Source organism: Paenarthrobacter sp. TE3676 (genome assembly GCF_056279165.1).
In genome coordinates this window covers 239,143-260,245 of record NZ_JBWBQU010000003.1, presented here as the reverse complement: position 1 = coordinate 260,245, position 21,103 = coordinate 239,143, and the positions used below count along the sequence as shown (strand labels likewise).

At 59.8% G+C, this 21,103-nt stretch carries 26 protein-coding genes and 1 pseudogene; 15 read left to right on the top strand and 12 right to left on the bottom strand.

Features of this window, described 5'->3' with window-relative positions; all coding sequences use genetic code 11:
* Positions 1–12 precede the first annotated feature (12 nt).
* Complete coding sequence (locus ACZ881_RS08805; protein ID WP_476114324.1) at positions 13–495, top strand: hypothetical protein; 483 nt, start codon at positions 13–15, stop codon at positions 493–495.
* 65 nt (positions 496–560) lie between these two features.
* Here the strand turns inward: ACZ881_RS08805 and ACZ881_RS08800 are convergent, their stop codons facing one another.
* Together ACZ881_RS08800 and ACZ881_RS08795 are read right to left on the bottom strand one after the other, a co-directional pair.
* Positions 561–1,178 (bottom strand): hypothetical protein, encoded by a 618-nt coding sequence (locus ACZ881_RS08800; RefSeq protein ID WP_476114322.1) that lies wholly within the window; start codon positions 1,176–1,178, stop codon positions 561–563.
* 175 nt (positions 1,179–1,353) lie between these two features.
* Positions 1,354–2,295 carry a LysR family transcriptional regulator gene (locus ACZ881_RS08795; protein ID WP_476114318.1) on the bottom strand — a complete coding sequence of 314 codons (942 nt, stop codon included), beginning with the start codon at positions 2,293–2,295 and terminating at the stop codon, positions 1,354–1,356.
* A gap of 71 nt (positions 2,296–2,366) precedes the next feature.
* Here ACZ881_RS08795 and ACZ881_RS08790 point away from each other — a divergent pair, with 71 nt between their 5' ends.
* On the top strand, positions 2,367–4,115 hold the full coding sequence (locus tag ACZ881_RS08790; protein WP_476114315.1) for an L-aspartate oxidase: 1,749 nt from the start codon (positions 2,367–2,369) through the stop codon (positions 4,113–4,115).
* Positions 4,116–4,152: 37 nt separating this feature from the next.
* Here ACZ881_RS08790 and ACZ881_RS08785 read toward each other — a convergent pair whose 3' ends face one another.
* From ACZ881_RS08785 to ACZ881_RS08775, 3 genes are read right to left on the bottom strand one after another with little or no spacing between them, the layout of a single operon-like run.
* The gene (locus tag ACZ881_RS08785) at positions 4,153–4,977 is read right to left on the bottom strand and encodes a LapA family protein (protein WP_476114311.1); all 825 of its coding nucleotides are present in this window, start codon (positions 4,975–4,977) and stop codon (positions 4,153–4,155) included.
* Positions 4,978–5,013: 36 nt separating this feature from the next.
* Positions 5,014–5,439: a hypothetical protein gene (locus tag ACZ881_RS08780; RefSeq protein ID WP_476114307.1), complete on the bottom strand. Its 426-nt coding sequence runs from the start codon at positions 5,437–5,439 to the stop codon at positions 5,014–5,016.
* 32 nt (positions 5,440–5,471) lie between these two features.
* Positions 5,472–6,089, bottom strand: a complete 618-nt coding sequence (locus ACZ881_RS08775) for a hypothetical protein (protein ID WP_476114305.1) — start codon at positions 6,087–6,089, stop codon at positions 5,472–5,474.
* Positions 6,090–6,333: 244 nt separating this feature from the next.
* Here ACZ881_RS08775 and ACZ881_RS08770 point away from each other — a divergent pair, with 244 nt between their 5' ends.
* Both ACZ881_RS08770 and ACZ881_RS08765 read left to right on the top strand, forming a co-directional pair.
* Positions 6,334–6,588 (top strand): hypothetical protein, encoded by a 255-nt coding sequence (locus ACZ881_RS08770; RefSeq protein WP_476114302.1) that lies wholly within the window; start codon positions 6,334–6,336, stop codon positions 6,586–6,588.
* 61 nt (positions 6,589–6,649) lie between these two features.
* Positions 6,650–6,931 carry a hypothetical protein gene (locus tag ACZ881_RS08765; protein WP_476114298.1) on the top strand — a complete coding sequence of 94 codons (282 nt, stop codon included), beginning with the start codon at positions 6,650–6,652 and terminating at the stop codon, positions 6,929–6,931.
* A 343-nt stretch (positions 6,932–7,274) separates the two neighbouring features.
* Here ACZ881_RS08765 and ACZ881_RS08760 read toward each other — a convergent pair whose 3' ends face one another.
* Positions 7,275–7,460: a recombinase family protein gene (locus ACZ881_RS08760; protein ID WP_476114296.1), complete on the bottom strand. Its 186-nt coding sequence runs from the start codon at positions 7,458–7,460 to the stop codon at positions 7,275–7,277.
* A gap of 336 nt (positions 7,461–7,796) precedes the next feature.
* Here ACZ881_RS08760 and ACZ881_RS08755 point away from each other — a divergent pair, with 336 nt between their 5' ends.
* From ACZ881_RS08755 to ACZ881_RS08735, 5 genes are all read left to right on the top strand, one after another.
* Complete coding sequence (locus tag ACZ881_RS08755) at positions 7,797–7,931, top strand: hypothetical protein (protein ID WP_476114295.1); 135 nt, start codon at positions 7,797–7,799, stop codon at positions 7,929–7,931.
* A 216-nt stretch (positions 7,932–8,147) separates the two neighbouring features.
* Positions 8,148–8,639 (top strand): hypothetical protein, encoded by a 492-nt coding sequence (locus ACZ881_RS08750; RefSeq protein ID WP_476114293.1) that lies wholly within the window; start codon positions 8,148–8,150, stop codon positions 8,637–8,639.
* Positions 8,640–9,286: 647 nt separating this feature from the next.
* Positions 9,287–9,874 carry a DinB family protein gene (locus tag ACZ881_RS08745; protein WP_476114291.1) on the top strand — a complete coding sequence of 196 codons (588 nt, stop codon included), beginning with the start codon at positions 9,287–9,289 and terminating at the stop codon, positions 9,872–9,874.
* Between the two features lie 154 nt (positions 9,875–10,028).
* Positions 10,029–10,331, top strand: coding sequence for a hypothetical protein (locus ACZ881_RS08740; protein WP_476114288.1), 303 nt, complete (start codon positions 10,029–10,031; stop codon positions 10,329–10,331).
* A gap of 184 nt (positions 10,332–10,515) precedes the next feature.
* Positions 10,516–11,091: an ankyrin repeat domain-containing protein gene (locus ACZ881_RS08735; RefSeq protein ID WP_476114286.1), complete on the top strand. Its 576-nt coding sequence runs from the start codon at positions 10,516–10,518 to the stop codon at positions 11,089–11,091.
* 867 nt (positions 11,092–11,958) lie between these two features.
* Here ACZ881_RS08735 and ACZ881_RS08730 read toward each other — a convergent pair.
* From ACZ881_RS08730 to ACZ881_RS08720, 3 genes are all read right to left on the bottom strand, one after another.
* Positions 11,959–12,234, bottom strand: a complete 276-nt coding sequence (locus tag ACZ881_RS08730) for a hypothetical protein (protein ID WP_476114284.1) — start codon at positions 12,232–12,234, stop codon at positions 11,959–11,961.
* Positions 12,224–12,391, bottom strand: a complete 168-nt coding sequence (locus ACZ881_RS08725) for a hypothetical protein (RefSeq protein WP_476114281.1) — start codon at positions 12,389–12,391, stop codon at positions 12,224–12,226. Before ACZ881_RS08725 ends, ACZ881_RS08730 begins: the two co-directional genes overlap by 11 nt.
* A 343-nt stretch (positions 12,392–12,734) precedes the next feature.
* Positions 12,735–13,451, bottom strand: a complete 717-nt coding sequence (locus ACZ881_RS08720; protein WP_476114278.1) for a hypothetical protein — start codon at positions 13,449–13,451, stop codon at positions 12,735–12,737.
* Between the two features lie 55 nt (positions 13,452–13,506).
* Here ACZ881_RS08720 and ACZ881_RS08715 point away from each other — a divergent pair, with 55 nt between their 5' ends.
* The 6 genes from ACZ881_RS08715 (at position 13,507) to ACZ881_RS08690 (ending at position 17,347) form a co-directional block, all read left to right on the top strand.
* A complete protein-coding gene (locus ACZ881_RS08715; RefSeq protein ID WP_476114275.1) occupies positions 13,507–13,998 on the top strand; it encodes a DUF3995 domain-containing protein in 492 nt (163 codons plus the stop codon).
* A gap of 415 nt (positions 13,999–14,413) precedes the next feature.
* Positions 14,414–14,761 (top strand): hypothetical protein, encoded by a 348-nt coding sequence (locus ACZ881_RS08710; protein WP_476114273.1) that lies wholly within the window; start codon positions 14,414–14,416, stop codon positions 14,759–14,761.
* A gap of 221 nt (positions 14,762–14,982) precedes the next feature.
* Positions 14,983–15,282 carry a hypothetical protein gene (locus ACZ881_RS08705; protein ID WP_476114271.1) on the top strand — a complete coding sequence of 100 codons (300 nt, stop codon included), beginning with the start codon at positions 14,983–14,985 and terminating at the stop codon, positions 15,280–15,282.
* Between the two features lie 63 nt (positions 15,283–15,345).
* A complete protein-coding gene (locus ACZ881_RS08700; protein WP_476114267.1) occupies positions 15,346–15,849 on the top strand; it encodes a GNAT family N-acetyltransferase in 504 nt (167 codons plus the stop codon).
* 154 nt (positions 15,850–16,003) lie between these two features.
* Positions 16,004–16,276, top strand: a complete 273-nt coding sequence (locus ACZ881_RS08695; protein ID WP_476114265.1) for a hypothetical protein — start codon at positions 16,004–16,006, stop codon at positions 16,274–16,276.
* Between the two features lie 264 nt (positions 16,277–16,540).
* Positions 16,541–17,347 (top strand): trypsin-like serine protease, encoded by an 807-nt coding sequence (locus ACZ881_RS08690; RefSeq protein ID WP_476114263.1) that lies wholly within the window; start codon positions 16,541–16,543, stop codon positions 17,345–17,347.
* Positions 17,348–17,487: 140 nt separating this feature from the next.
* Here the strand turns inward: ACZ881_RS08690 and ACZ881_RS08685 are convergent, their stop codons facing one another.
* From ACZ881_RS08685 to istA, 3 genes and pseudogenes are all read right to left on the bottom strand, one after another.
* On the bottom strand, positions 17,488–18,285 hold the full coding sequence (locus ACZ881_RS08685) for a hypothetical protein (RefSeq protein ID WP_476114261.1): 798 nt from the start codon (positions 18,283–18,285) through the stop codon (positions 17,488–17,490).
* Between the two features lie 279 nt (positions 18,286–18,564).
* A pseudogene (gene istB, locus ACZ881_RS08680) lies at positions 18,565–19,383 on the bottom strand (IS21-like element helper ATPase IstB).
* A complete protein-coding gene (istA, locus tag ACZ881_RS08675) occupies positions 19,380–21,056 on the bottom strand; it encodes an IS21 family transposase (protein WP_476115024.1) in 1,677 nt (558 codons plus the stop codon). The pseudogene istB and the gene istA overlap by 4 nt, the downstream one beginning before the upstream one ends.
* Positions 21,057–21,103 lie beyond the last annotated feature (47 nt).

Sequence of the window (21,103 nt, the reverse complement as noted above, 5' to 3'; positions counted from 1 at the left end):
AACTATTGAGCCATGTCTGGGGCCAATTCACTTCTTTCCGGAATCGTCAGCGATCAGCACAGCGTGAAGGCTCTTCAAACTCGACGGCGGCAGTACCGGTGGGCGGGCACGCTACTTCTGGCACAGGGCATTCTTATGGAAGGGCTCGTATTCGTCGGGCTGATCGTCCTGCTCGCCATCGGCGTCCCTCAGGAAGTCATTTCTGAACGAGCCGATGTTTTCGCCCTGCCGTTCTTGCAGGAAAACCTGTACTTCATGATGGCCATGAGCGGCATTTTTGCTGCGCTCCGTGTTCTTGGCGCTATCGGCTTGCTGCGTAACCGCCTCTGGGGCCTCGGTCTTTCGCTGATCAATTGCGTCGTTACGCTCACGTTGATGATCTTCCTCCTTCCAGCGGGCATCGCAGACGGAGTTTTATCCGGAACCGCGCTCGTGTTGATGCTCTTTGCACGGCTGGGGCGGGATTCCGAAGGAAAGCCGAGACTGCTCGCCTGATCCGACCGGTCACCACTTGAGGTGGCGGCAGCAACGCCGTCGTACGCGCTATTTCTGGCTGCGCGCTACTGCCAGAGGCTCTGCACGCTGGCCGCGGCAGCCGCTAACTGGCTCCCATCGATCACGATGGAGCACTCCGCGACGCCGAGCCCTTTCCACTGCGCCAGCAGCCGGATGTCTCCGTCAGCGGGCAGCGGCCACAGCCAGAGGTTTCCTGATGCTGATACCTCGTCGTCGTTGCCGCTACCGCCGCCCCCGCGGAACGCCAGAGTTGGCGCTTCGGGTTGATCCTTAAGATTCAAGAAACTAGCCCGTGCAAAGATGCCCGTCCTCGCACTGCCGCCATCCGGGAGCTGGACACCTAACAGCAACTGCCGGTCCTCGCTGGTGGGTCCCATCCCGGGACCGTGCTGGAAAACCGACGCATGAAGCATGGTCCATTCCTCGTCGCTCTCGTCAACACGACGAATGATCCACGCAAGGTCGAACGAACAGCCCGTGGCGTAAATCTCCGCGCTCTTGACGAGCAGAACCAGGTTGGGACTGCGGTGCAGAAACTGCCCGATGTGCATCACTGTGGGGAGCTCGTCCTGCGGCGGGCCGACCCATGGAGGCGGAACGAACTTCACGTTCTTGGCCTGTTCAACGTGTTCAGGCTTAGGGAAGTCCTCGAAGAAGTTCATGCCGTGTCCTCAATTCGCTGGCTGCTGGCAACGACCGACCAGCGGAACGGCGACAACAGCTCGCACGGAATCCCCCAATCCGTCCTGATCCGCACAGTCTAGCTTCGTTCAACTACGGAGTGCCGTCGTGCGCGCTGAGGCCAGCCGGCCGCCGTCGTCGGCGTTTTGATGTCGATCAGTGACGTGGCGCTGCCGTGACCAGCCGCGACAGCTCGGTGCCCGGTGCTGCGAGCCGGTCTACGGTGTCGAAGATGAACTGCTGCATAGCGGCGGCGGCCGCTGAAGGTCCGACGTCGTTGCGGCGCGCCAGGTTGACGGTTCGCGTCAGGGAGGGACGCACCAAACGTGCACTCCGCAGTCCGGGCCGGTCAATGACCACCATCGCCGGCACCACCGCCACACCCAGGCCGCGTTCCACGAACCGCAGCACGGCGTCCATCTCCCCGCCCTCGACGGCGATCACGGGTTCGAGACCGGCGGCGGAGAACGCAGCATCTGTCGCCACGCGCAGCTCATAACTGCGGTTGAACGCCACCTGCGGCACGTGCGCAAGTTCCTCGAGCGTGAATTCTTCCGGTGCCCCTGACTTCACAGCGGATATGACCACCAGCTCCTCGGAAAGCAGTGGGACCAGCTCAGTGCCCGGCACGGAGGGGTCGGTTCCGCGCGTGACCACCAAGGCCAGATCCAGGGTGCTTTCGTTGAGGGCCTCAACCAGAAAACGCGAACCGCCCTCAGTGATGTGCAACTCCACGCCGGGATAAGCGTTGCGGAAAGCGGCCAGCACATCGGCTACCAGCGAGACGCACAAAGTAGGTGGGGCGCCGAGGCGAACGCGGCCGCGGCGCAATCCTGCGAGTTCCTGGATTTGGTCCTGTGCGGCCTGTGCATCGCCGAGCATGCGGCGGGCAATAGGCAGGAGCAGCTCTCCTGCGTTTGTCAGCGTCACGCCTGAAGGCCGACGGTGAAAGAGCTCCGTACCGAGATGAGCCTCAAGTGCTGCGATCTGCCGGCTCAATGACGGTTGAGCAAGATACAGTTCCTCGGCGGCGCGTGTGAAATGGCCTACTCGAGCCACCATCTCAAAGGAACGCAACTGGTCTAGCTTCATGCTCATAGCATAAACGCATCAGGATGAGGCAAATACTTCATTGGAGACATTGCGGCTTTCCTCCTACCGTTGCTGATATGAACCTTTCTTCAGCCCCAGAACGTCTCTTGTCCACTTCGGTGCTGGTCATCGGCACCGGCGGCGCCGGGTTGCGCGCCTCCATTGAACTCGCCCAGAGAGGCGTCCAAGTGCTCGCTGTAGGTAAGCGCAGAAAGCATGACGCGCACACGAGCCTGGCCGCCGGTGGCATCAACGCTGCCTTGGGCACCATGGACCCGGAAGACAGCTGGGAGCAGCACGCCGCAGACACCTTGCGTGAGTCGTACTTCCTGGCCGACCCGACCATTGTGGAAACCGTGGCCCAGAACGCGGCCCGCGGTATCGAGGACCTTGAACAGTGGGGCATGCCGTTCGCACGCGAGGAGGACGGTCGCATCTCCCAGCGCTTCTTCGGCGCTCACAAGTATCGCCGCACCGCTTATGCCGGGGATTACACCGGGCTGGAGATCCAGCGCACGCTCATGCGCCGCGCGGCAGAGTTGAACGTACCCATCATCGACACCGTGTACATCACCCGGCTACTAGTGTCCGACGGCACCATTTTCGGGGCCTATGGTTTCGACATAGTGGATGGCACCCCCGTCCAAATCCACGCCGATGCGGTCATCCTCGCCGCCGGTGGGCATACGCGCATCTGGCGCCACACGTCCTCACGACGCGATGAAAACACCGGCGACTCTTTCCGTCTGGCTGCCCTGGCCGGTGCCCGGATCCGCGACGCCGAGTTGGTCCAGTTCCACCCCTCCGGCCTGCTTGAGCCCGACGACGCCGCAGGCACCTTGGTGTCCGAAGCGGCACGCGGAGAAGGCGGCATCCTCACCAACGCACTCGGCGAGCGCTTCATGGAACGTTACGATCCCGAGCGGATGGAACTCTCCACCCGGGACCGCGTGGCCCTGGCCGGATTCACCGAGGTTGCGGAGGGCCGTGGGACTGCGAAGGGCGGGGTCTACCTGGACGTCTCCCACCTGCCTCGAGAGACCATCATGGAAAAGCTGCCCAGGGTTTATCGCACCTTGATTGACCTTCAGATGCTGGACATCACCACTACCAAGATGGAGATCGCGCCTACCGCTCACTACTCGATGGGCGGAGTCTGGGTTGCCCCGGAGGACCACGGAACGGGAGTGAACGGACTGTATGCCATCGGCGAGGCATCCTCGGGGCTGCACGGAGCCAATCGCCTCGGAGGAAACTCCCTGATTGAGCTGCTCGTCTACGGGCGTATTACCGGCGAGCACGTGGCCGACTACGTACGTTCGCTCACCGATGTGCATCGGGATCCTGCAGCAGTCGGTCTTGCCCGCAACGAAATGCGAAGCCTGCTGAACGGGAAGGGTACGGAGTCAGCGCGTCGGCTGCAGCGTGAACTGCGGAATCTGATGACCGAACATGCCGGCGTAGTGCGCACCGAACAGGGGCTGCTGGCGGGACTCGGGAAGCTGGATGATCTGGAGGGACGTGCGCAGTTCGTTACAGCGCACCCGGACATTGCGGGGTTCGACGATCTGGCCCACGCCTACGACCTTCTAGGTTCCCTCCTCGCTGCACGAGCCACCCTGGAGTGTGCTCTTGAACGCCGCGAAACCCGCGGAGCACACAACCGTGCCGACTACCCAACGCTGGATCCCGCACTGCAGGGAAACTTTGTCTGGTCACCAGGTGAAGGTGTCGGCTTCGAAACGTTGGCCCCAGCTCCAGACTCCTTCCGGGCCTTGGCTGAGGCCCATGCTGAAGACTCGGTCGCCGGAAAGCTCGTGGAGTAAATCAGGCGGTTCAGGTCGCCTACGCTGCTCTCCAGCGCTAGTCCCCCGAGCTTGACGTTGGCCAGCTCCAACGGCCATCCGGCGTGATCTTGTATGTCACTTGGCCGAACAGCAGGTCACTGGTGCCGGCGGGGTCGCCACCGTAAGACCGGTACAAGGCTTTGGTCTTCACACCGCGTCGTTTCAGGGAGCGAAGGAGCCACCAGACCAACGCCGCCGCGCATAGCAATGGAATGAAGACCAGGGCCCATTGCCGCAGGCCAACCCAGTGCAGGCTGAATAGCGGGATCACATAGCCAAGTGCGCCCACGACGACCACTTGAAAAGCGATCCAAAAACGGAGTTCCCCGTTTGATGGCCGGTTATGAATGTCGTCGGTGTAGTCGTCCAGGGATTTCACCTTGCTCTTTGACTCAGGTCGCGGCTGCGGTGGCTGCTGAGCGGGCTCCCAATAGTCTGCCCTGCCGGTCGAGTTTGGTTTCGGCGAACCCCGCAACTTACGGAGCTGCGTCGCCCGGTACTCTTGGCGCGACAGCATGACTGCATAGAAGGTGAAGGCACCGCCTCCGGCAGTCAGAAACAGCGCGCCCCACATAGGGCTTTGCCCCTGTCCCAGCGGAGCCAGCAACAGCACCACCGAAAAGACCGTTAGTATCGCGGCAACGACCGCGAGAATTCCCATCCCCCACCATGTGCTGACCTGCGCCTGCCCACTGCCTGGCGTAAAGCCAATTTCGTCTGCCGGGTAGCTGTGCAGTTCGCCGGTACTGGTGTTGCGGAGTACGCGTTTTTCCCCGGCGGCCACTGCAGCCTTGTGCTCTGCGTACACGTCATCATTGCGCCGATGGCGGTCGGAATTCATGGTCCGGTCTTTCTTTCAGGTCAGCTGGTCAGAGGTTCACAACGTGCTGGGGTCGGCAGTGATCAGCCCTACTAGGCCCAATATAGGTAACGCAGAAACAATTGGGCCGGCAATCAGGATCCAGGTCGTCCCTGGGTGCCGACGGTAACCTCTCCCGCGCAGCTTGCCGGCCCATAGAGCAGCGTAGATGATGCTGGCGATCACGTACGGGAACGCCAGCAAAACTGTCCCCAAACCTAGCCAGATTGTGGCCTGTAAAACGCTCAGCCCGCCTTCGCTGTACATATCGGCCGATCCGGACGTACCTGCGCCGAAAAGCAGCAGCAGCAGGAGCACCAGAAGACCTGCCAGGATCAGCAGGATCGTCCGAAATGTCCTGGCCCACGCGGGCAACGGCGGAGGTTGGACCTGTCCGGGGTGACTCGGGAAATAATTCGGGGAGTACGGGTTGTGAGGTTCCACGGTGCTCTTCCTACGGAGGGCTGGTGCAGGGATTAGGCGGGGTGAACGTGCACAATAATGACCTGTACGTCCTTTGAACCGTCGTATCGGAGGTCGTACGAGACTTGGAGGCCTGTTGAGGTGCCCGGAGCCAAGGAAAAGTCACCTTCATCCTCTGGCCGGCTGGACATCGATTCGATCCAGCCCTCTGCTGACTCGCTGGGAATTCCGTAGCGGTCCACGCCGTCGCGGATCAGGGCTGTGAAGTCCTCGAACGATTCGGCCTTAAGGAAGTACGTGATTTCGCGGAAGTCGGACCTGTTATTCATACCGTTGAGCCTGAGCCGATCAGTCTTAGCGCTGATCAGTCCCGTCGGCGCTTCGATCTTCAGCTCCATCAGCCCGTCAGAAATAAGGACATCCGGAGCTTGGCTGGTTCCATTTTCGAGGCCGACGTTCTCCTTTGTGAGCTCCCCGGACGTCATGTCGAAAATTGCCATCCTCGACTTCTTGATCTGCTCGATGCCCGCCGAGTCCAACCTTGCGTAGGTCTTCGCGCCCGTTAGTACGGAAGGCGCCGTTGACGCCGTCGCGGAGCCGTTAGGAACTGCAGCAGCACAGCCCGTGAGCACCAACGACGTGAGCAAAAAAGTGGCAACCAAGCCCTTCATACCTGTCCCCCTGAAGTATGTGACGGTCACGCCAGTAAATCACCCGCGGGGGTGACCAGTGAACTTCCCGTGGGGGCAGTTGTGCCCATTGCGCCGACCGATGAGCTCCTTGACGCCCCTCGGAAAGGCCGCTCAGCGGTCGCACCATCTCTTGCTTTTGGTGGCTATCGTCCTGCTTGGATGTCTCAGCGGGTGCGAGTCTAAGCCGGACGATATCTCCCCGTCCTCCAGCCCTCCGACTTCGGTGGCTTCCGCGGGCCCACCGTTGCCGGAGAGCGGCGTCATCGACGCCGTCACATACCTCGCCACCAGTTTCAAGGAACCTTTCGAGATCACCGTCCCGGACGGCTGGACGGCCGAAGAAGACGGCCTTGGAAAGGACGACCCGGATCACCCGGGTGACATGGCCGTCTACCTGACTTTCTGGCCTTCGAACTACGTACCGACGGGCGCATGCGCGTGGCAGGCGGGCGCTGGTCGAGCTCGATCCGTCCGCTAAAGACTTTGTCGACGCAATAACGGCGCAATCGTCAACGGCGAGCACCCCTCCGGTCGAGGTCGTGGTGGGCGACTACCGCAGCTTCGAATTCGACCACCCCGTCGAAGGCATCGCAGACATCAAAGGCTGCGACGAAGACAAGATCTGTGTCCGCTCGGAGTTCTCGCCCATATGCACCCGCTGGTACTCAAGCGTCGCTCAGCGGGAAACCTACCGGGTGGTCAACCTGAACGGCGAACGCGCTGTCGTCGGCTTCACCACGTTCCACGAATCGATCAACCCGGAACTGACGAGAGAGGCACGGGGCGTCTTCGACTCGATCGTATTCAAGTCCACCAAATGACTGGCCGCAGCAAGCATTGCTCCCATTCGCGACAACTTGCGGCGGGCCCAGAACGACACGGTGCCCACCACCAGGAACATGGAGCCCATGACCAGTGGGGCGAATATTGGGTCCATATCAGGCCCTCTGATTGCCCCACTTCAGCGTTTGGGGACCTTTGCAGCGCGGATATACCACCAAATGCACAAGCCTAAGAGGACGAGATTCAGCCCCACAACGATCCAAAAAGGGACTGTTGGAGAATGACCCTCTAACAGCGAAAGGACCCTGCTCCCAAGCAGCATCAGAGCTAGAACACCAAAAAAGACCGCTTGCACCTTCGTGGGCTGCTGCTTCCTTGGCGTCATGGCTTGAGCCTATCGATGGCCGCGATATTCCTCGCGTCGGGCAGCGACCGCGCGAGGCGATCAGGTTTGGTCACCACGAGGGTGTCTCCGTTGCGGCATGCGGCCAGGGCTTTGCCAAGGCCGGGCCGTTCCCGCTGGATGCCTGTGAATCCGTGATCCACGTAGATAGCTTCGGGATCCACGCTGGCGCCGCGAGGGCATCCCGAGGGCGGTCAAAACTTGAGTGTTTGTGCAGACGCGGGCGTAGCCGATAAGCATGACGCCGAGTGTAGCGTTTAGGGCCCCTTCACCGGGCAGTTTCGCGGGCGGGTCTTACGGGAATCCGGGGACCCGGAACGGTGGGAATTTCGACGCCCACAAGATCGGACTGCACAGCGGCCGGTGGAGGACCGGCTTGCGGGCGGGCTGTGCAGGTCTTGCGGAGGCGGCGTGACAACATGGCACCTCACAGGTAATCCCGCCGCTACCGACTGTGATTCGTCCGCCTTGTCGACTGGGTAGACGACCATGCAGGCAGTGTGCGGTACGAGCTTTCCGCCGCGGAGTACTTCACCCCGGCATCCCTCGGCGAGGAATCCGAATCCGGAGGGCAATTCCGGGTCAACGTACCGAGGGCCGTCAACCCGGGAGTCACCAGGCAAGACCGCGAATAGCGAGAGCAGCGGCCTGGGAGCGCCCGATTCGTGGTTGGAGGTGCCATCCCCGGATGGCTCCGAGCAGTGGCCTTGTACAGAGAACACCCAGCAAGGGGGAAAGGCTTTGTCCCGGACATCCGTTCTGGTCTTGGTCCCTTACGATGGGGTCAGACCACGCGCCACCCGAACCAGCAGTGCCACTAGTGGGCTGGGTGACCCGAATAAAGGATCAATATGGCCGCCAATTCGGCACCCGCAAGGGTTAGACGGGCGCTTTTGATGTGCACTCCGCTTCTCGTGTTTACCGCTTGCACTCACATGCCAGAAGTGAAGGAACATGAAGTAGTTGGGACTTGGACCTTTTCAGCGGATGAAAGCGCAAAAGGCATGCCGGGACCAGCCGCCGAAGTAGAACTTCGTGCTGACCACACCCTCGCCATCAAAGACTTCCCCCTCGACAGCGGCTACAGAGAAATGCTGAGTGAACGGCCGGTGACCTCGGAAGGGTCTTGGGGGTTCCTACAAAACCTCGAGGACGGGCATCCGAAGTACGACAAGCAGTCCGGCGTGGACTTGACATTCACAAACCCGGATTCCCAACCGGGAGTGAAGACTGGCCGCATACTCCCGGTAGAGAAGGACGATGACGGCACAGTGCGGCTGGTCATCTATGTCGGGTTTCCAGACATAGCGGAAGACAAGTACATCCTTACCAAAAACGACTAACAGATCGTCGTGAACGTGACTAAAGGGCCCTGCAAACCAAAGGAGAGCCCCATGGACGAGTGCATCTGGAGCCCAATTCAATTCTTTGACTGCGCAGCATATGCTCGGATCGAACCTGCAAGATGCCTACACCCGGCAAGTGTGTGTCCTGCCCGTAGTTTGGTGAGGGTGGTTGCCTGTCCGAGCCAGGCCAGGCCAGGTCCGGGAGGACCACGGCTTTGCGGGAGCGGTCGGGGGCTCCGCCAACTCCTGCCAAACGTCTGGGTAGGCCTTCTTGATCTGATGCCCGGTGAGGGATCCCTCACCGGACAACTCACGACTCCGTGTCGCCCTCCGCATGAGTTTGCAATGAGGGGGTCGGCCCACCCGTCTGCTCCGGCACGTCGCTTCGTGCTTGACCGTCCTGAACGAAGGTGATCTGAATTTGGCTTCCCCGCGCAAGGACCGACCCTGCCGGAGGATCTTGGGAAGTCACCCAGAATAGCCCTGGCCACGTGCGCGAGCGAAGGCCTGGACCATCAGGGGCCCCGGCTGCGAGACCGAACCCAAGGTTCGCCGCAGTCACGCCATGAGTCCTTGGTTCAAAAAATCAACAGCAACGTCGGGACAGTGGATATGTGCATCAACGCACGTATAGCGTTCAGTTCATGCCAATTGCTAAGAATGACAGAGGGGCACAGCTTCTTGAGTATCTGAACGATGCCCGCGAAGCAATCTTGTGGAAATGTGAGGACTTGAGTGATGCCCAGGCGCGTACTCCCCTGACTCCGACGGGCACGCATGTCATGGGTCTACTGCTCCACCTGGCCGTCACCGAGACCCAGTACTTCATTTCATGTCTTGGACGGGAAATTGATAACCCCGTTATCCAAGGCGTTATCGCATCCGAGGACGCTCAGGCAGACTTCCTCCCGCCGCCGAACATGACGCTGGCCGGTGCCGTTGAGATCTATCGAGAGGCAACCGGCGCGGCCGATGCAGTGCTCGACGAATTGGAGCTGGATTCACCGGCGGTGGTGCCGTGGTGGGTAAAGCACCGACACACTACAGTGGAACGCCTTCTGGTGCATATGATTGCGGAGTCTCACCGTCATGCCGGACACTTGGACATCGTGCGCGAGCAGTTAGACGGTTTCATCGGTTTGCGTCCGTCCGCGCCGAACATTCCCGACTTCACGCCCGAAATGTGGGAAGAACAGCGTCTGCGGATGAAAGTGTTAGCCGACGAGGCTTAGGACATGGCAAGTTGGCCGCCATCGCCACGTCCGGTGAAGGATCCTTCTCCGGGCAATACGAGCACACATCATGGTCCAGGACGATTGGTGTCATGCTTGTTCGATCTAAAGACTCACAGCTCGCCGAAGATTTGTGGATGAAGGAAGGCCCTCAATGACCGACCATCCAACGAGATTCACAACCCAGGAATTGCGCGAGGTATTTGATGTCCTGATGCGGCACGTCGAGGAACGCCATGGCTCGACCATGGAGGTGGACGTGGACTATTTCTGGTCCATCCCACCTGATGCGATCTACAACGTTTATGACCAGCCGACCGAATTCACCATTGGTCAGCTCACTGAATCACTGGACAGCATCAGAAGCGTCGCGGCAGATCCCGAACAAGCCATTTCTTACGCTCTCGTGTGGTTAGGAGACGTGCTGCGGGCTACCGGCCACAAGTTGGTGGGCTAAGCGAAGGCGTCCGATTGAGGATCCCGTTCCGGGCGCCTGGATCACCGGCTTGCGCGCACATCGTGGCCTTATAGTCCCGGTGGTAGGGCCGATGGAGGCTATGGTCTAGGTCTTGTAGAAACTGCGGAGGTACGGCGTGGACGAGCTTGATGAAGTGGAATTTCTGGAAGGAATCCCGCCATTAGTGCGCGCTTCCCGAACTGGAGACCTTGGCAAGGTCTATTCACTGCTTGCCCAAGGCGTTTCACCTGCTGAAGCCGATTCCAACGGGTGGTCCGCGTTGCACGCCGCTGCATCCCGGAACCACGCTGAGATCATACGGGTACTGCTCAAAGCGGGGTGTCCGGTCGACGTCATGGACGATTCCGGTTTCACTCCGTTGCTCAACGTCGCTGGTCCAGGGAACACCGAGACGATCAGTCTCCTCCTTGCCGCTGGAGCCGACCCTAAAGTCAGGGAATCCAGCCTGCAGTGGTCTCCCTTGTTACGTGCAGCCAACTACGAAAATGTCGAAGTTGCACTGCTGCTCATCGCCGCAGGAGCGCGCATAGATGAGAAACCCCGCGGATTTACGGCTCTGATGGCGGCAGCGGAGTCCTCGGAGGGGGTGGAGATGGTCAGGGTCCTTCTAGAGGCAGGAGCAGATCCTCGAATAAGGGACGACGGAACTGACGAAAGATTCGTAGGCATGACCGCATCTGACTACGCGCGCCGTATGGGCAACACTTTGATCGCAGACTTCATCGATGCTTGGAATTGACGCGATCTGACTGGACACTGAGCTGCTCCTCAGGGTGCCCGGTGAAGGATCGGCTTACGGGCGCATGATCAGGCATGTTTCATGTGGCAACTAGTGTAATTTCAGCAAGGGATCAGCGGCCGTGAGTTTGGTCCTTCAATCAAAGGATGGATGCCATGCGTATGCCAGCACCACACCACCTTGCCCAGGCGTCACTTCGGAAGATATACCTCGTTGACCAGACTCTGGTTAACCCAAGCAGCGAATTTGACCGCAGCAGCGAAGAAGTACGGTGAAGAGTAGTTCGTGGGCCAGCTGGTGGCGATCACGAACTTGCGCACGCCGTCTACTGTGGCTGGGCGTTCTGGTTGGAGCCGCGGTAGCACTGGCAGCGCGCGTGTACTACTTCTTTACCGAGTTCAATCTGGCCTATTTGCAGTGGGCACTGATGTCCTTCGTCTTTTTAGAGATTCCTGTAGGAGCTCTAGCCGGCATAGTGATTGGCGGGCTGGTCCTTTGGTGCCACCGAGCCCTCCCCGAACGGGTGCCTCTTATGGTGCGTGTGACTGCCATGGGTCTGATGGCTTGGGCGTCATCAGGCGTATTCGTAGCTTTGTATATAACCCACATAGTTGTGGGTTTCGACCCGTGGTTGTTTGGCATGGTACTGGGATTGATCATAGGCCTCACATTTGCTGTGGTCACCTATCGGCATCCCCCATTCCAGGACCAGAAACCCAACGTCACGCTATAGAACGCCAGATCTCACCATCGGAGGGTACGACCACCCTGGCCGCACGTAGGCTGGTGGCCTAACGGACGTCCCAAGTGCCCGTCTAGGGATCGGCTTACGCGCAGTCATTGAGGCTGGACTCGAAGGCTAGGGCGCTAGTCGCGCGTCTGCCAAGCCTGGCTAAATTCAGCTTCCGAGATAGCCCATGGTTGCCAGTCTTCGGCTCGGATTTGCGTCTGGCTGAGTTGACCATACCTGTCCTCCGCGTGCTCCGGTCCGTAGCGCAGGGTCGGGCCAGCCTCACATATCTCGATCTGGCGAATTGGCCAACCGTCATCGCCGACCTCGAAGTAGTAGGTAGCAGACCCCCAGGAAGCATGCTCGTCACCGCGCGACTCACTCCAATGCCGCCGAAAGTAGTCAGTCGTCATGACAGCAGTCTGCCCGGTCGCGGTGCCGCTCGTAGGCAGGACCACCAACCTTGTGCAGATTCTTGATTAGTGACCATGCCGCCCGGTAAAGGATCGGCTTACGGGCATCCACGAACCCATGGAGCTCTTCAGGGCTGCGGACAATCTTGGAATTCACCCCATCGTGGAGTGGACACCGTCTCTGTCCGCACCTCCACTGCAGGTTAACTTGGATGGCATGACATGAAGGACCGCGCATTTAGCGCGGTCCTTCATGTCTCAAATATCTGTGGAGTCTTACCCAGCTGACGCGCCGCCTCGAGCACGCCTGCGGCGGCTTACCGTCCATGTGGCGGCCCAAAGCATCAGCACAAACAGCATCGTCTCGGTTCCATTTGGCGCCAGTCCAAAGGCTGCCAAGACATACGGCAAAACAAAAACCAGAAAAGCAGTTCCAGCTATCACCAGAACCCATGCTCGACCGTTCATTGCTCCCCCTCGACTTTATTTCGAACTGCCCATCAGACACCTTTAGTATGTGTGGCGGTGTTGTTGCCGTACAACTGAAACTCGATCCACGGCCGATATGTATTGGTGCATCCCAGATGAGACGGGCACTGCTCGAACGTTGCTGCCTGGTACGTGCGCACCTGCCATCCGCCGACATCATTGGCTTGAATGCCGTCCGCTCCTCGGTAGTGATACGTGAAATCGACATAACCGACCGAGGGAAAGTCTCTGTGCCGGCTCGTAACTCGAGACCCGTCAGCGCACCAGTCGACTTGCCTCTTCCAGCCGAACGACTGAGTCGCGAAGCTCCACTTCTGGACCTCGGCTGTCGTGATCCAACACTGGGCTGCCATCAAATTAATGCTCAGAGGCGAAGCCGCCGACGACTTCTCCACAGGGACCGCTACCGTCTTCGCTTCAGTGAATTTCCAGGTTGTATTTTTGGGATCCAGTTCAGCTAGACCTGCGTTGGCGAGAAGCGCGGACTGCTGATCGCTAAGCTCCTCGTCAAGGGCGATGGTTACCAGAGCTTCTTTGACGTCGACGGGAAGGGCCTTGCGGTTAGCCTTCTGCGCCTCTGATGCTGGCGTTGTCGTACTCCAGTACTTGGAAGCCAGGATCGCGTCCGCTCGAGATTCGCGGCTTTCTCCGTTAGTGCTTGCTGCCGTCGCCACGGGCGGCACCGCGGTCATACAGAGCGTAACCGCAGCTGCTGCAACAAAAGCCATTCTCAGTTTTTTCAAAGTTCCCCCAATTTCAGTGACATCGGGGGACGACAAATGTGTGTTTCTTCCCCCAGAGGGGAGTCAAACAGCCCTTACCGGCGTAGCCGGTGCTGTGCATGCCGGGTTCAGCTTGTACTGGGCCATGGGTGGGCAATGGCTCTTGGCCACGGTCGGCCAATGGGCAGTCCAGCTTTCAGTCGAGGCCCCGATCCAGGCAGGACTCGTGCTTGGCATTGTCGCGTTAGGGAAGTTGCTGGCAGCGACGATCCCCGTCGTCGTCGTTTATGGACGCATGCCTTGGCAGAGGTTCTGGCGTGCGGTGAGCTGGGCTGGCGGCCTGCTCCTTGTCATCTACGGGGTCGTGAACACCTTTGTCAGCGGCGCCGTTCTTGGAGGCATCATTCGTCCTGCAGGTGGGTATGAACTCAACGCGATGATTGGCCACGCATGGCTATGGGATCCGCTGTTCTTCCTTTGGGGTACAGCCCTGATGTTATCGCTTTGGTACTCGAGTAGGAGCTCCGGGCCTCCAATATCAGTTTCTATCTAGTTATTAGTGTGTGGTCCTTGCACGTGTCAGAAGGTGTAGGGCTCGGCGAAGCAGTCGACAGTGCGGGCACGTCGACGGCTGACTTAGAGGTAGCGAAAGGGGCCGGCGTAGGCGCTTCACAAGCTGGTTCACCTGATTGCGCGCAAGCAGGAATAGATAGCATTCCGACACAGAGAATTAGATTGCCTAGAACGAGACGGCCCCGGTTAGTCATAGTTCCCCCAACGATTAGGGGAAACCTAGCAGGGAACGGTGGCACCGGCAACGATTCGAACCTGAAGGAAACGTTGTCCCACTTCCAAGGAAGTGGGACGCTGCGGCCGACATCTTGTGCCCGAGAAATGCCCGTTTGAGGATCCTCCAGCGTGCAGCTGGCCTCGATCATTGTGGCTGGCTGGTATGGCAGCATGTGGTTATGAGCGCGCAGCTTGAAGTTCCAAGGCTTGAAGACCTAAATGATATCGGGGTTGGGGTCGAGCCGTCCGATCAGCCTGGGGTGGTCTCTCTGGTCGCGTGGGCGAACGACGGAAGCACCGTAACGCTTACCTGGGACGAGATCGCTGGGTCAGCGAGCATCCGCTGGCTCAACGGTGACGAAGTGCGCCTTGTTCTTGAACGAGAGACCCCGGTGAAGGTTAGTGTCAGAGACGAACGCGGGGTCATTGAGTTCCACGTCTGGTCTCGCTGGGAAGGAATGGCTGGCGAGTCGATCGTGCGGGTCGGCGAGCACGTGACGGTCCACGACACACTTCTACGTATGTAGCAGCCATCTTGCGTTCGGTTGGGGGCCCTTCACGGGGCGTCCGGCATTCCAAGAACCACCGACGGGCGTGGAACCATGAGAGTTGGAGAGTGCTGGGCGAAATATGGAGCTGTGACTTGATAAACACGGGATCCCGTAGTGGTTTGATCAGTGGCCGAACTGCTTTTCAGGTAACACGGTGGCGCCACCGCGCAACGGCCGTTGGAGCGTCAACTGGCTTGGTGGGCCTTGTTCTTCAAAAAGCCGGTATCCCTCAGTCTTTGTTTACTGATCTGCTGCTAGGTCTGCTGGTCGTTTCAGCACTCCTATTGATCGTCCTTATGAATTGGGCGGGCTTTAGGGAAGATGCTGAGAAGAAGGCTGGCTACACAACCATCCGGCTTGGCAACCGGAAGTTGATGCAGCGAGATCCTTACATGGGGCGCATGATTCGGCTAGCCGGCGCGGACTATCTCGACCGTCAGCACTTCGCGGAGATCTTGGAAAGAACTAAAGCAGAAGCGAAGACGCAGCCCCTCTAGAACAACGTCCGTAAGGCGATCGGCTTGCGTGCCTTAGCCGCGCACTCGAAATAGCATCGTTGGATGCTAATGCCACAACCGACTGATCGATTGCAGTTCCGTGCGATGACTGATGCCGACCTCGACAACATGACCGCGTTGCTCGGAGACCCCGAGGTGATGCGCTTCTACCCTGCACCCAAGTCTCAGGAGGAAGCAGCCAGCTGGATTCATTGGAATCAGGAGAACTACGCGGAGCACGGGTACGGCCTATGGATTGTCGAGACGCATGACGGAGAGTTCATAGGCGACTGCGGGCTGACCTGGCAGCAGGTGAACAGCGCCCAGAAGCTTGAGGTCGGGTACCACGTGCGTTCCGACCTACACGGCCAGGGGTACGCGACGGAAGCAGCCACTGCTTGTCGCGAGTATGCCCGAGAACATATTGAAGCCAAGGAACTGATAGCTATCATCCATCCGGATAATCGAGCTTCTGAACGGGTAGCTGAGAAAGTCGGAATGCACCGCGTCGCTGATGATCGAGGCGGGAACATCCCGGTCCGAACAGTCCTGAGCATGCAGCTCTAGACACGCCCGCGGCCGCCCGCTAAAGGATCCCTCACCGGGCGTGCTTCGTTCACCAGCCGAGCGTGTTCTGTTTGAGCAAGACGCCTGGACAGCTCGGGCTGGAGCCACGGCACCCCTGCCAATGAACGGGAAGTGGTGCCGATAGTCTGTTTTCATGGAAGATTCGCACCCTGAGCCCCGAGATGCGGATTTAGTCGATCTCTTGAACGCTCGTGACGGCCTCGGAACCTTGGTGGATGTACAAGACGGGCCCACTTTCACAGTTTTTAACATTGCTTGGGGATACGACCTCGGTGATGAATACGCGCATGTGACAACTAATGCGAGCCCGTTCGTGGCTGGCCATCCGATCGATTTCTTCTTTACCGACCGCGTCACCGAGGTCCGGGACGCCTCGACGGGAAAAGTCCTATACTCCCGACGTTAAATGGCAAGCGCCCGGTGAAGGATCCTTTACCGGACGCTTGTATGAGTATGTCAACTAATTCTGGCCCCGGCAGGGCGGCTATTTCTGGCCCCACTTCATGGACTAGCTAACGGCCGCAGACTGTTGTCAGTCGGGCCTGTCTGCATGCTTTTTGCTCGTGGTATTGCAAGTGAGCGTGGCGGCAACGGGTTGTCATTTAGACCCGTTAGAGTCTGCCGTAGCTGGCGCGCAGCCCGGCGATGGACTTTGAGCATGGGGGTCATAGTGCGGAACATAATTAGGGGCGGTATCTCAGCCCTACTGACGGCGCTTCTTGTCGTCGTGATTGGAGTGCAGCCGGCCCAAGCAGGCTGGTACAACTATCTGGTCGGCCACCCCCTCTACGAGAACGGCATCCCCGAATGCACTGGCGGCTACGTCATCAACGGTGCGAGCGGCACATTTATCCTGACGGCCGGCCACTGCTACGGAGTGGGCCAACGAGTGGAGGGCACGACCTCAGGGTTCGGCACGTTGGCATACCTAAAGTGGACCACCACTGACGGCGACTCCGGGCTCATCCGAGCCGATGCCGGAGTTGATATGTACCAGACGATTGTTGATCCGAAGACTGGGATTTCTCCCGGCCCTAATGGCAGTGGACAGGTGACCGGGAAGATGTCCAATGATGATCAGACGTACGGCACCCTGGTCGGCAAGATGGGTATGGTGACCGGCAAAACTGAAGGGACGGTTCAGTTCCGCTACCACCCGTGGAACGGACTCAATTCCTACTGCGCAACGTACTCCCGCGCCAAAGGAGACTCCGGAGGGCCAGTCTGGCGATCGGATAGCCAAGGCCTGCGAGCCCTGGGCATGCACGTCGGGAGAGCGATCTACGAGGGTGTTACATACGGATGCTACTTACCGATTGACACGCTTCTTAGCCAGTGGGGTGCCAGCATGAATTTCTGGCCGGGCTCTGCTGCTCGCGGTCAAGTGCCGTCCGAAGATCTAATGCCTCCAAGCGAAAGCACTGAACTTCCCCCGTTACTTACCGAATCCGACGGTGTCGTGTGGGAAAACGACTAGATGTACCCGGCAAGAAGTGACTGCTCATCGGATGCAGAAGAGTTCAGCCGGCATGCGCACATCAGCGGTGCGCTTCCGCGGCGGTGTTTCTGGGTTGCGTCGCTCGCCAGCTATTGCCGCGCCTGATGCGGCCCGTCGATTCAACGCACCACTGGTGCGGTGATCTCCCGGGCGGGCATCACGGCGGCGTTGAGGACTGTACGGTCCCCGAGCGACCGTTCGAGATCGACCGTGAACGGTGTCGCCGGGTTTCCCTGACACGAGGCCGTTTGCGCTCCGGACGGACGCACCCCTAGGACGACCTCGACCGTGGACTCTGTTTCGGTGAGGTTGACGACTTCCACCCGTCCTTCGGCGTTCTGACCCGAATTGCAGTCGAACTCCGTGACCAGCAACGCGAGGCGGTCGGACTCAGGGGCCGGCGGCGATGAGGGGTCGAGGGTGACGGTACCGGCAGTCAGGTGGCCGAGGTCGAGCGTGGGCGTGCAGGTCGATGACTCAACGACATCCCATACCGGCTTGCCTGGTTCCGAGGCCATGGAGTGGGTGGAAATGACAATGTACATGTAGTCGCGGATATCGCCTTGGCCGCCATCTTGGGGAGCTGCGAGCTTGGTCATGAGCATCACGCGATCATTGCTCTCTTGCGCAATCAGCCATGTGAACGGGTCAAAAGCCGAGACGCCGCGGCCTTGGAGGGCCGGTGCAGCCTCGGGTGCCAGCTCGCTTGCCGGTCTCGGGTTCTCCAGTGCCTGAACCGGTACCCTGTTACCCTGGCACAGCACCACGTCAGGTTTGCTTACCGAAACCTGATTATCGGCAGACTGAACTGGGATACCGGCGGACTGACCAGGCGCTGCGCATCCGGTTCCCAACGACATCAAGGCCGTGCTGACCACTGTGGCTCGTACGACGATGCCAGCTGACAGTTTCCCCATGCCGCTAAGGCTACGCCTCATGTCTGCGGAGGTCGCGTATTCCAGCGTGCCCACTTGATAGCCGGTTCTTTCACTCGAGGAAAAGCACGGCGTCTACGACGTTTCTCTGGCTCTGGCTGGCTTGTGCCACGTTCCGCTCAACCGTTAGCTTCACCGGCGCTCCGCAGTCCATCGCCGGCTCCGGGCCGCGTGCCCCACGGTCAATATCGGAACCCCAGTCAGGCAGCGAATCTCTACGACTGAGTGCTGGCGTTAGCAACGGCAACCCGCCCGCATCCGCTAATTGGCAGCTCTTTGGGCGATGGTGTGGGCGAGCCGATAAGAATCAGTGCCGGTTTCGATGATGGCTCCGTTGAACGTCAGCCGGTCTACTATCGCTGCGCACAGCCGGGGGTCGGTGAAGGTCTTGGTCCAGCCGGAGAAGGATTCGTTGGAGGCGATAGCGATGGAGTTCTTCTCTTCGCGTTCAGTGAGGACCTGGAAGAGCAACTCGGCACCTCGGCGGTCCAGTTCCATGTAGCCGAGTTCGTCGATGCAGAGCAGGTCCACTCGGCCCTAACGGGCGATGGTCTTGGCGAGTACTTTCTCGTCGGCGGCTTCCACCAGTTCGTTCACCAAACGGGTAGCCAGGGTGTATTTGACGCGGTAGCCCTTCTCCGCCGCAGCGGTCCCGAGACCGATCAGCAAGTGGGATTTGCCCGTTCCGGAGTCCCCGATCAGGCACAGGGGGGATCCTTTGCGGATCCAGTCTCCGCTCGCGAGGGTATGGATGGTTGCGGAGTTGATGTTTGGGTTGGCTCCGAAATCGAAATCCCCAATCCATTTGTCCCGAGGAAAGTTGGCGGCTTTGACTCGGCGGATCGAGGAGCGCCGGTCCCGGTCATCACACTCCGCGAGCAGCAGTTCGGCCAGGAAACCCTGATAGGAGAGTTGCTCCTTCCCCGCAACTGTCAGGGCTTCATCCAGGACGGCCCGGATAGTGGGCAGACGCAAGCGGCGGCAGGCCTGATCAACGGCCGCGACAGCGGCTTGTTCTGTCAGGCCCCGCCTGCGGCGCAGGGTCGGAGTGATGGTTGCTGCCGGTGCTGAGGGGCTCATGAGATGTTCTCCTTCGAAGCGGTTCCTGATGGACGTTCGGCGCGTTTGGCAAGCAGCTCGTCATAGCCATTAACTGAGGGCAGCGGGCGGGCATCAGCAGGCAGCCCTGCGATGACCGCGGCGGGGTCCATGAGCCGGCGCTGGGTAAGGCTGACAACTCGTTGCACATTCACTGCGTCTTGACCACCACGATGACGTTCCGAGCTGGCCCCACCCACCGGAACGCCAGCTGCGTGTCGGCGGGCTTCAACAGCGACCACGTCCGCACTCACGGCGCCCACGCCCAGGGCTGCCGCTATTCCAGCTTCGATCTCTTCGGCACCCATCGAGCGGTGCAGCAGCAGGACCTCGATCAGTTCACGGGTTCCCTCGGCGTCACCGTTAACCCTGCGCGATGCTGCCCAGAACGCCTCATGGGCGCTGGTGAACGCCCCGGATTCGCGGGCACGGGCCAAGGCAGTGGATCCAGGCAATGCGCCTGGTTTGGTCTTGAGAACTTCGAGGTAGTGATCCAGCTGGACAGACTGCCCACGCTTGGCAGCGATCCGCTGATGCCTGGCAGTAACGACACGTCCGTCGAACACCACGACTTCGGATGCCCGCAAGGAGACCCGGACCTTGTGGCCGATGAACCGGGCCGGGACGGAGTACTTCACCATCCGCACCGTGATCATCGAAGACCGGTCAACACGGGGGGTCAGCACCAGCCCTGGATCAAATTCCTCTGCCGGCAATGCTGCAAGGAACGGCTGTTCAGCCTCGAAGTCCTGCCCGATGGTGCGGAGACGGTCATTGATCCGCCGGTTGTCGTCTTGGGATTCCCAACAGCGGATGCGATCGTTGAGCTCATCGAGGGATTCGACGGCGGGCATCGGGGAGAGCCTGTTACGACGGAACCAGCCGACCTCGCCCTCAACACCGCCCTTCTCGTGAGCTCCCGCGATGCCAGGCTGGCAATAGAATGCATCAAACCCGTAGTGGGATTTGAACAACGCCCATCGGTCGTTCTCAACCCTCTGCCGACCTTGACCGAACACCACAGTAGTGACTGCGCTGGTCAGGTTGTCGTAACGGATATGTTTGACCGGGATGCCGCCGATTTCGTTGAAAGCCTCGATATGTCCCTCGAGGAAAGCTTCCTGCGCCTGTGTCGGGTAAACCCTATGGATGGCCTTGTCGGACCGGGACAACCGGAAAACGAACATGTGGCACTTGGTCTTCACGCCGTTCAGGATTACCCAGACCTCGCCGAAGTCGACCTCCGCCTCTGCACCGGGGGCGTGTTCCTGCGGAACGAAAACCTCGACCCTGCGGCCGGCCTCCACATCGATCTGTGCCCGGCGGACTCGCACGTAGTCCCGTACCGACGAATAGGACAGATCCTCCGCTCCGTGCTCCTCAATGAGCCGGGCGAGAATCCTGCGCGCTGTATGACGCTGCTTCCGGGGCGCTGCGGTGTCCTCGATCAACATGGCATCGATGAAGGGCTTGAACGGCTCGAGTCGCCACGAGACCCCTCGTCTTGGTTTCCGCTCCGGAGGGGCTGCCAATTTCAAGGCCTGCCTCACTGTTCTTCTGTGAACCCTGTGCTTGGCTGCCAGAGCACGAACCGAGAGGCCCTCAACTCGGGCATCCCTTCGGATCTGCGCGAACAACTCCACTTTCGACTCCACCCAAGACCAGCCTTCCGTCGCATCCATGCACTGATGAATCCAACGTT

Bases quoted from the DNA above. Each gene is read 5' to 3' on its own strand.
- ACZ881_RS08805 (WP_476114324.1), top strand. From the start codon at position 13: ATGTCTGGGGCCAATTCACTTCTTTCCGGAATCGTCAGCGATCAGCAC.
- ACZ881_RS08800 (WP_476114322.1), bottom strand. From the start codon at position 1,178: ATGAACTTCTTCGAGGACTTCCCTAAGCCTGAACACGTTGAACAGGCC.
- ACZ881_RS08795 (WP_476114318.1), bottom strand. From the start codon at position 2,295: ATGAGCATGAAGCTAGACCAGTTGCGTTCCTTTGAGATGGTGGCTCGA.
- ACZ881_RS08790 (WP_476114315.1), top strand. From the start codon at position 2,367: ATGAACCTTTCTTCAGCCCCAGAACGTCTCTTGTCCACTTCGGTGCTG.
- ACZ881_RS08785 (WP_476114311.1), bottom strand. From the start codon at position 4,977: ATGAATTCCGACCGCCATCGGCGCAATGATGACGTGTACGCAGAGCAC.
- ACZ881_RS08775 (WP_476114305.1), bottom strand. From the start codon at position 6,089: ATGAAGGGCTTGGTTGCCACTTTTTTGCTCACGTCGTTGGTGCTCACG.
- ACZ881_RS08750 (WP_476114293.1), top strand. From the start codon at position 8,148: ATGGCCGCCAATTCGGCACCCGCAAGGGTTAGACGGGCGCTTTTGATG.
- ACZ881_RS08745 (WP_476114291.1), top strand. From the start codon at position 9,287: ATGCCAATTGCTAAGAATGACAGAGGGGCACAGCTTCTTGAGTATCTG.
- ACZ881_RS08740 (WP_476114288.1), top strand. From the start codon at position 10,029: ATGACCGACCATCCAACGAGATTCACAACCCAGGAATTGCGCGAGGTA.
- ACZ881_RS08730 (WP_476114284.1), bottom strand. From the start codon at position 12,234: ATGACGACTGACTACTTTCGGCGGCATTGGAGTGAGTCGCGCGGTGAC.
- ACZ881_RS08720 (WP_476114278.1), bottom strand. From the start codon at position 13,451: ATGGCTTTTGTTGCAGCAGCTGCGGTTACGCTCTGTATGACCGCGGTG.
- ACZ881_RS08710 (WP_476114273.1), top strand. From the start codon at position 14,414: ATGAGCGCGCAGCTTGAAGTTCCAAGGCTTGAAGACCTAAATGATATC.
- ACZ881_RS08700 (WP_476114267.1), top strand. From the start codon at position 15,346: ATGCTAATGCCACAACCGACTGATCGATTGCAGTTCCGTGCGATGACT.
- ACZ881_RS08695 (WP_476114265.1), top strand. From the start codon at position 16,004: ATGGAAGATTCGCACCCTGAGCCCCGAGATGCGGATTTAGTCGATCTC.
- ACZ881_RS08685 (WP_476114261.1), bottom strand. From the start codon at position 18,285: ATGGGGAAACTGTCAGCTGGCATCGTCGTACGAGCCACAGTGGTCAGC.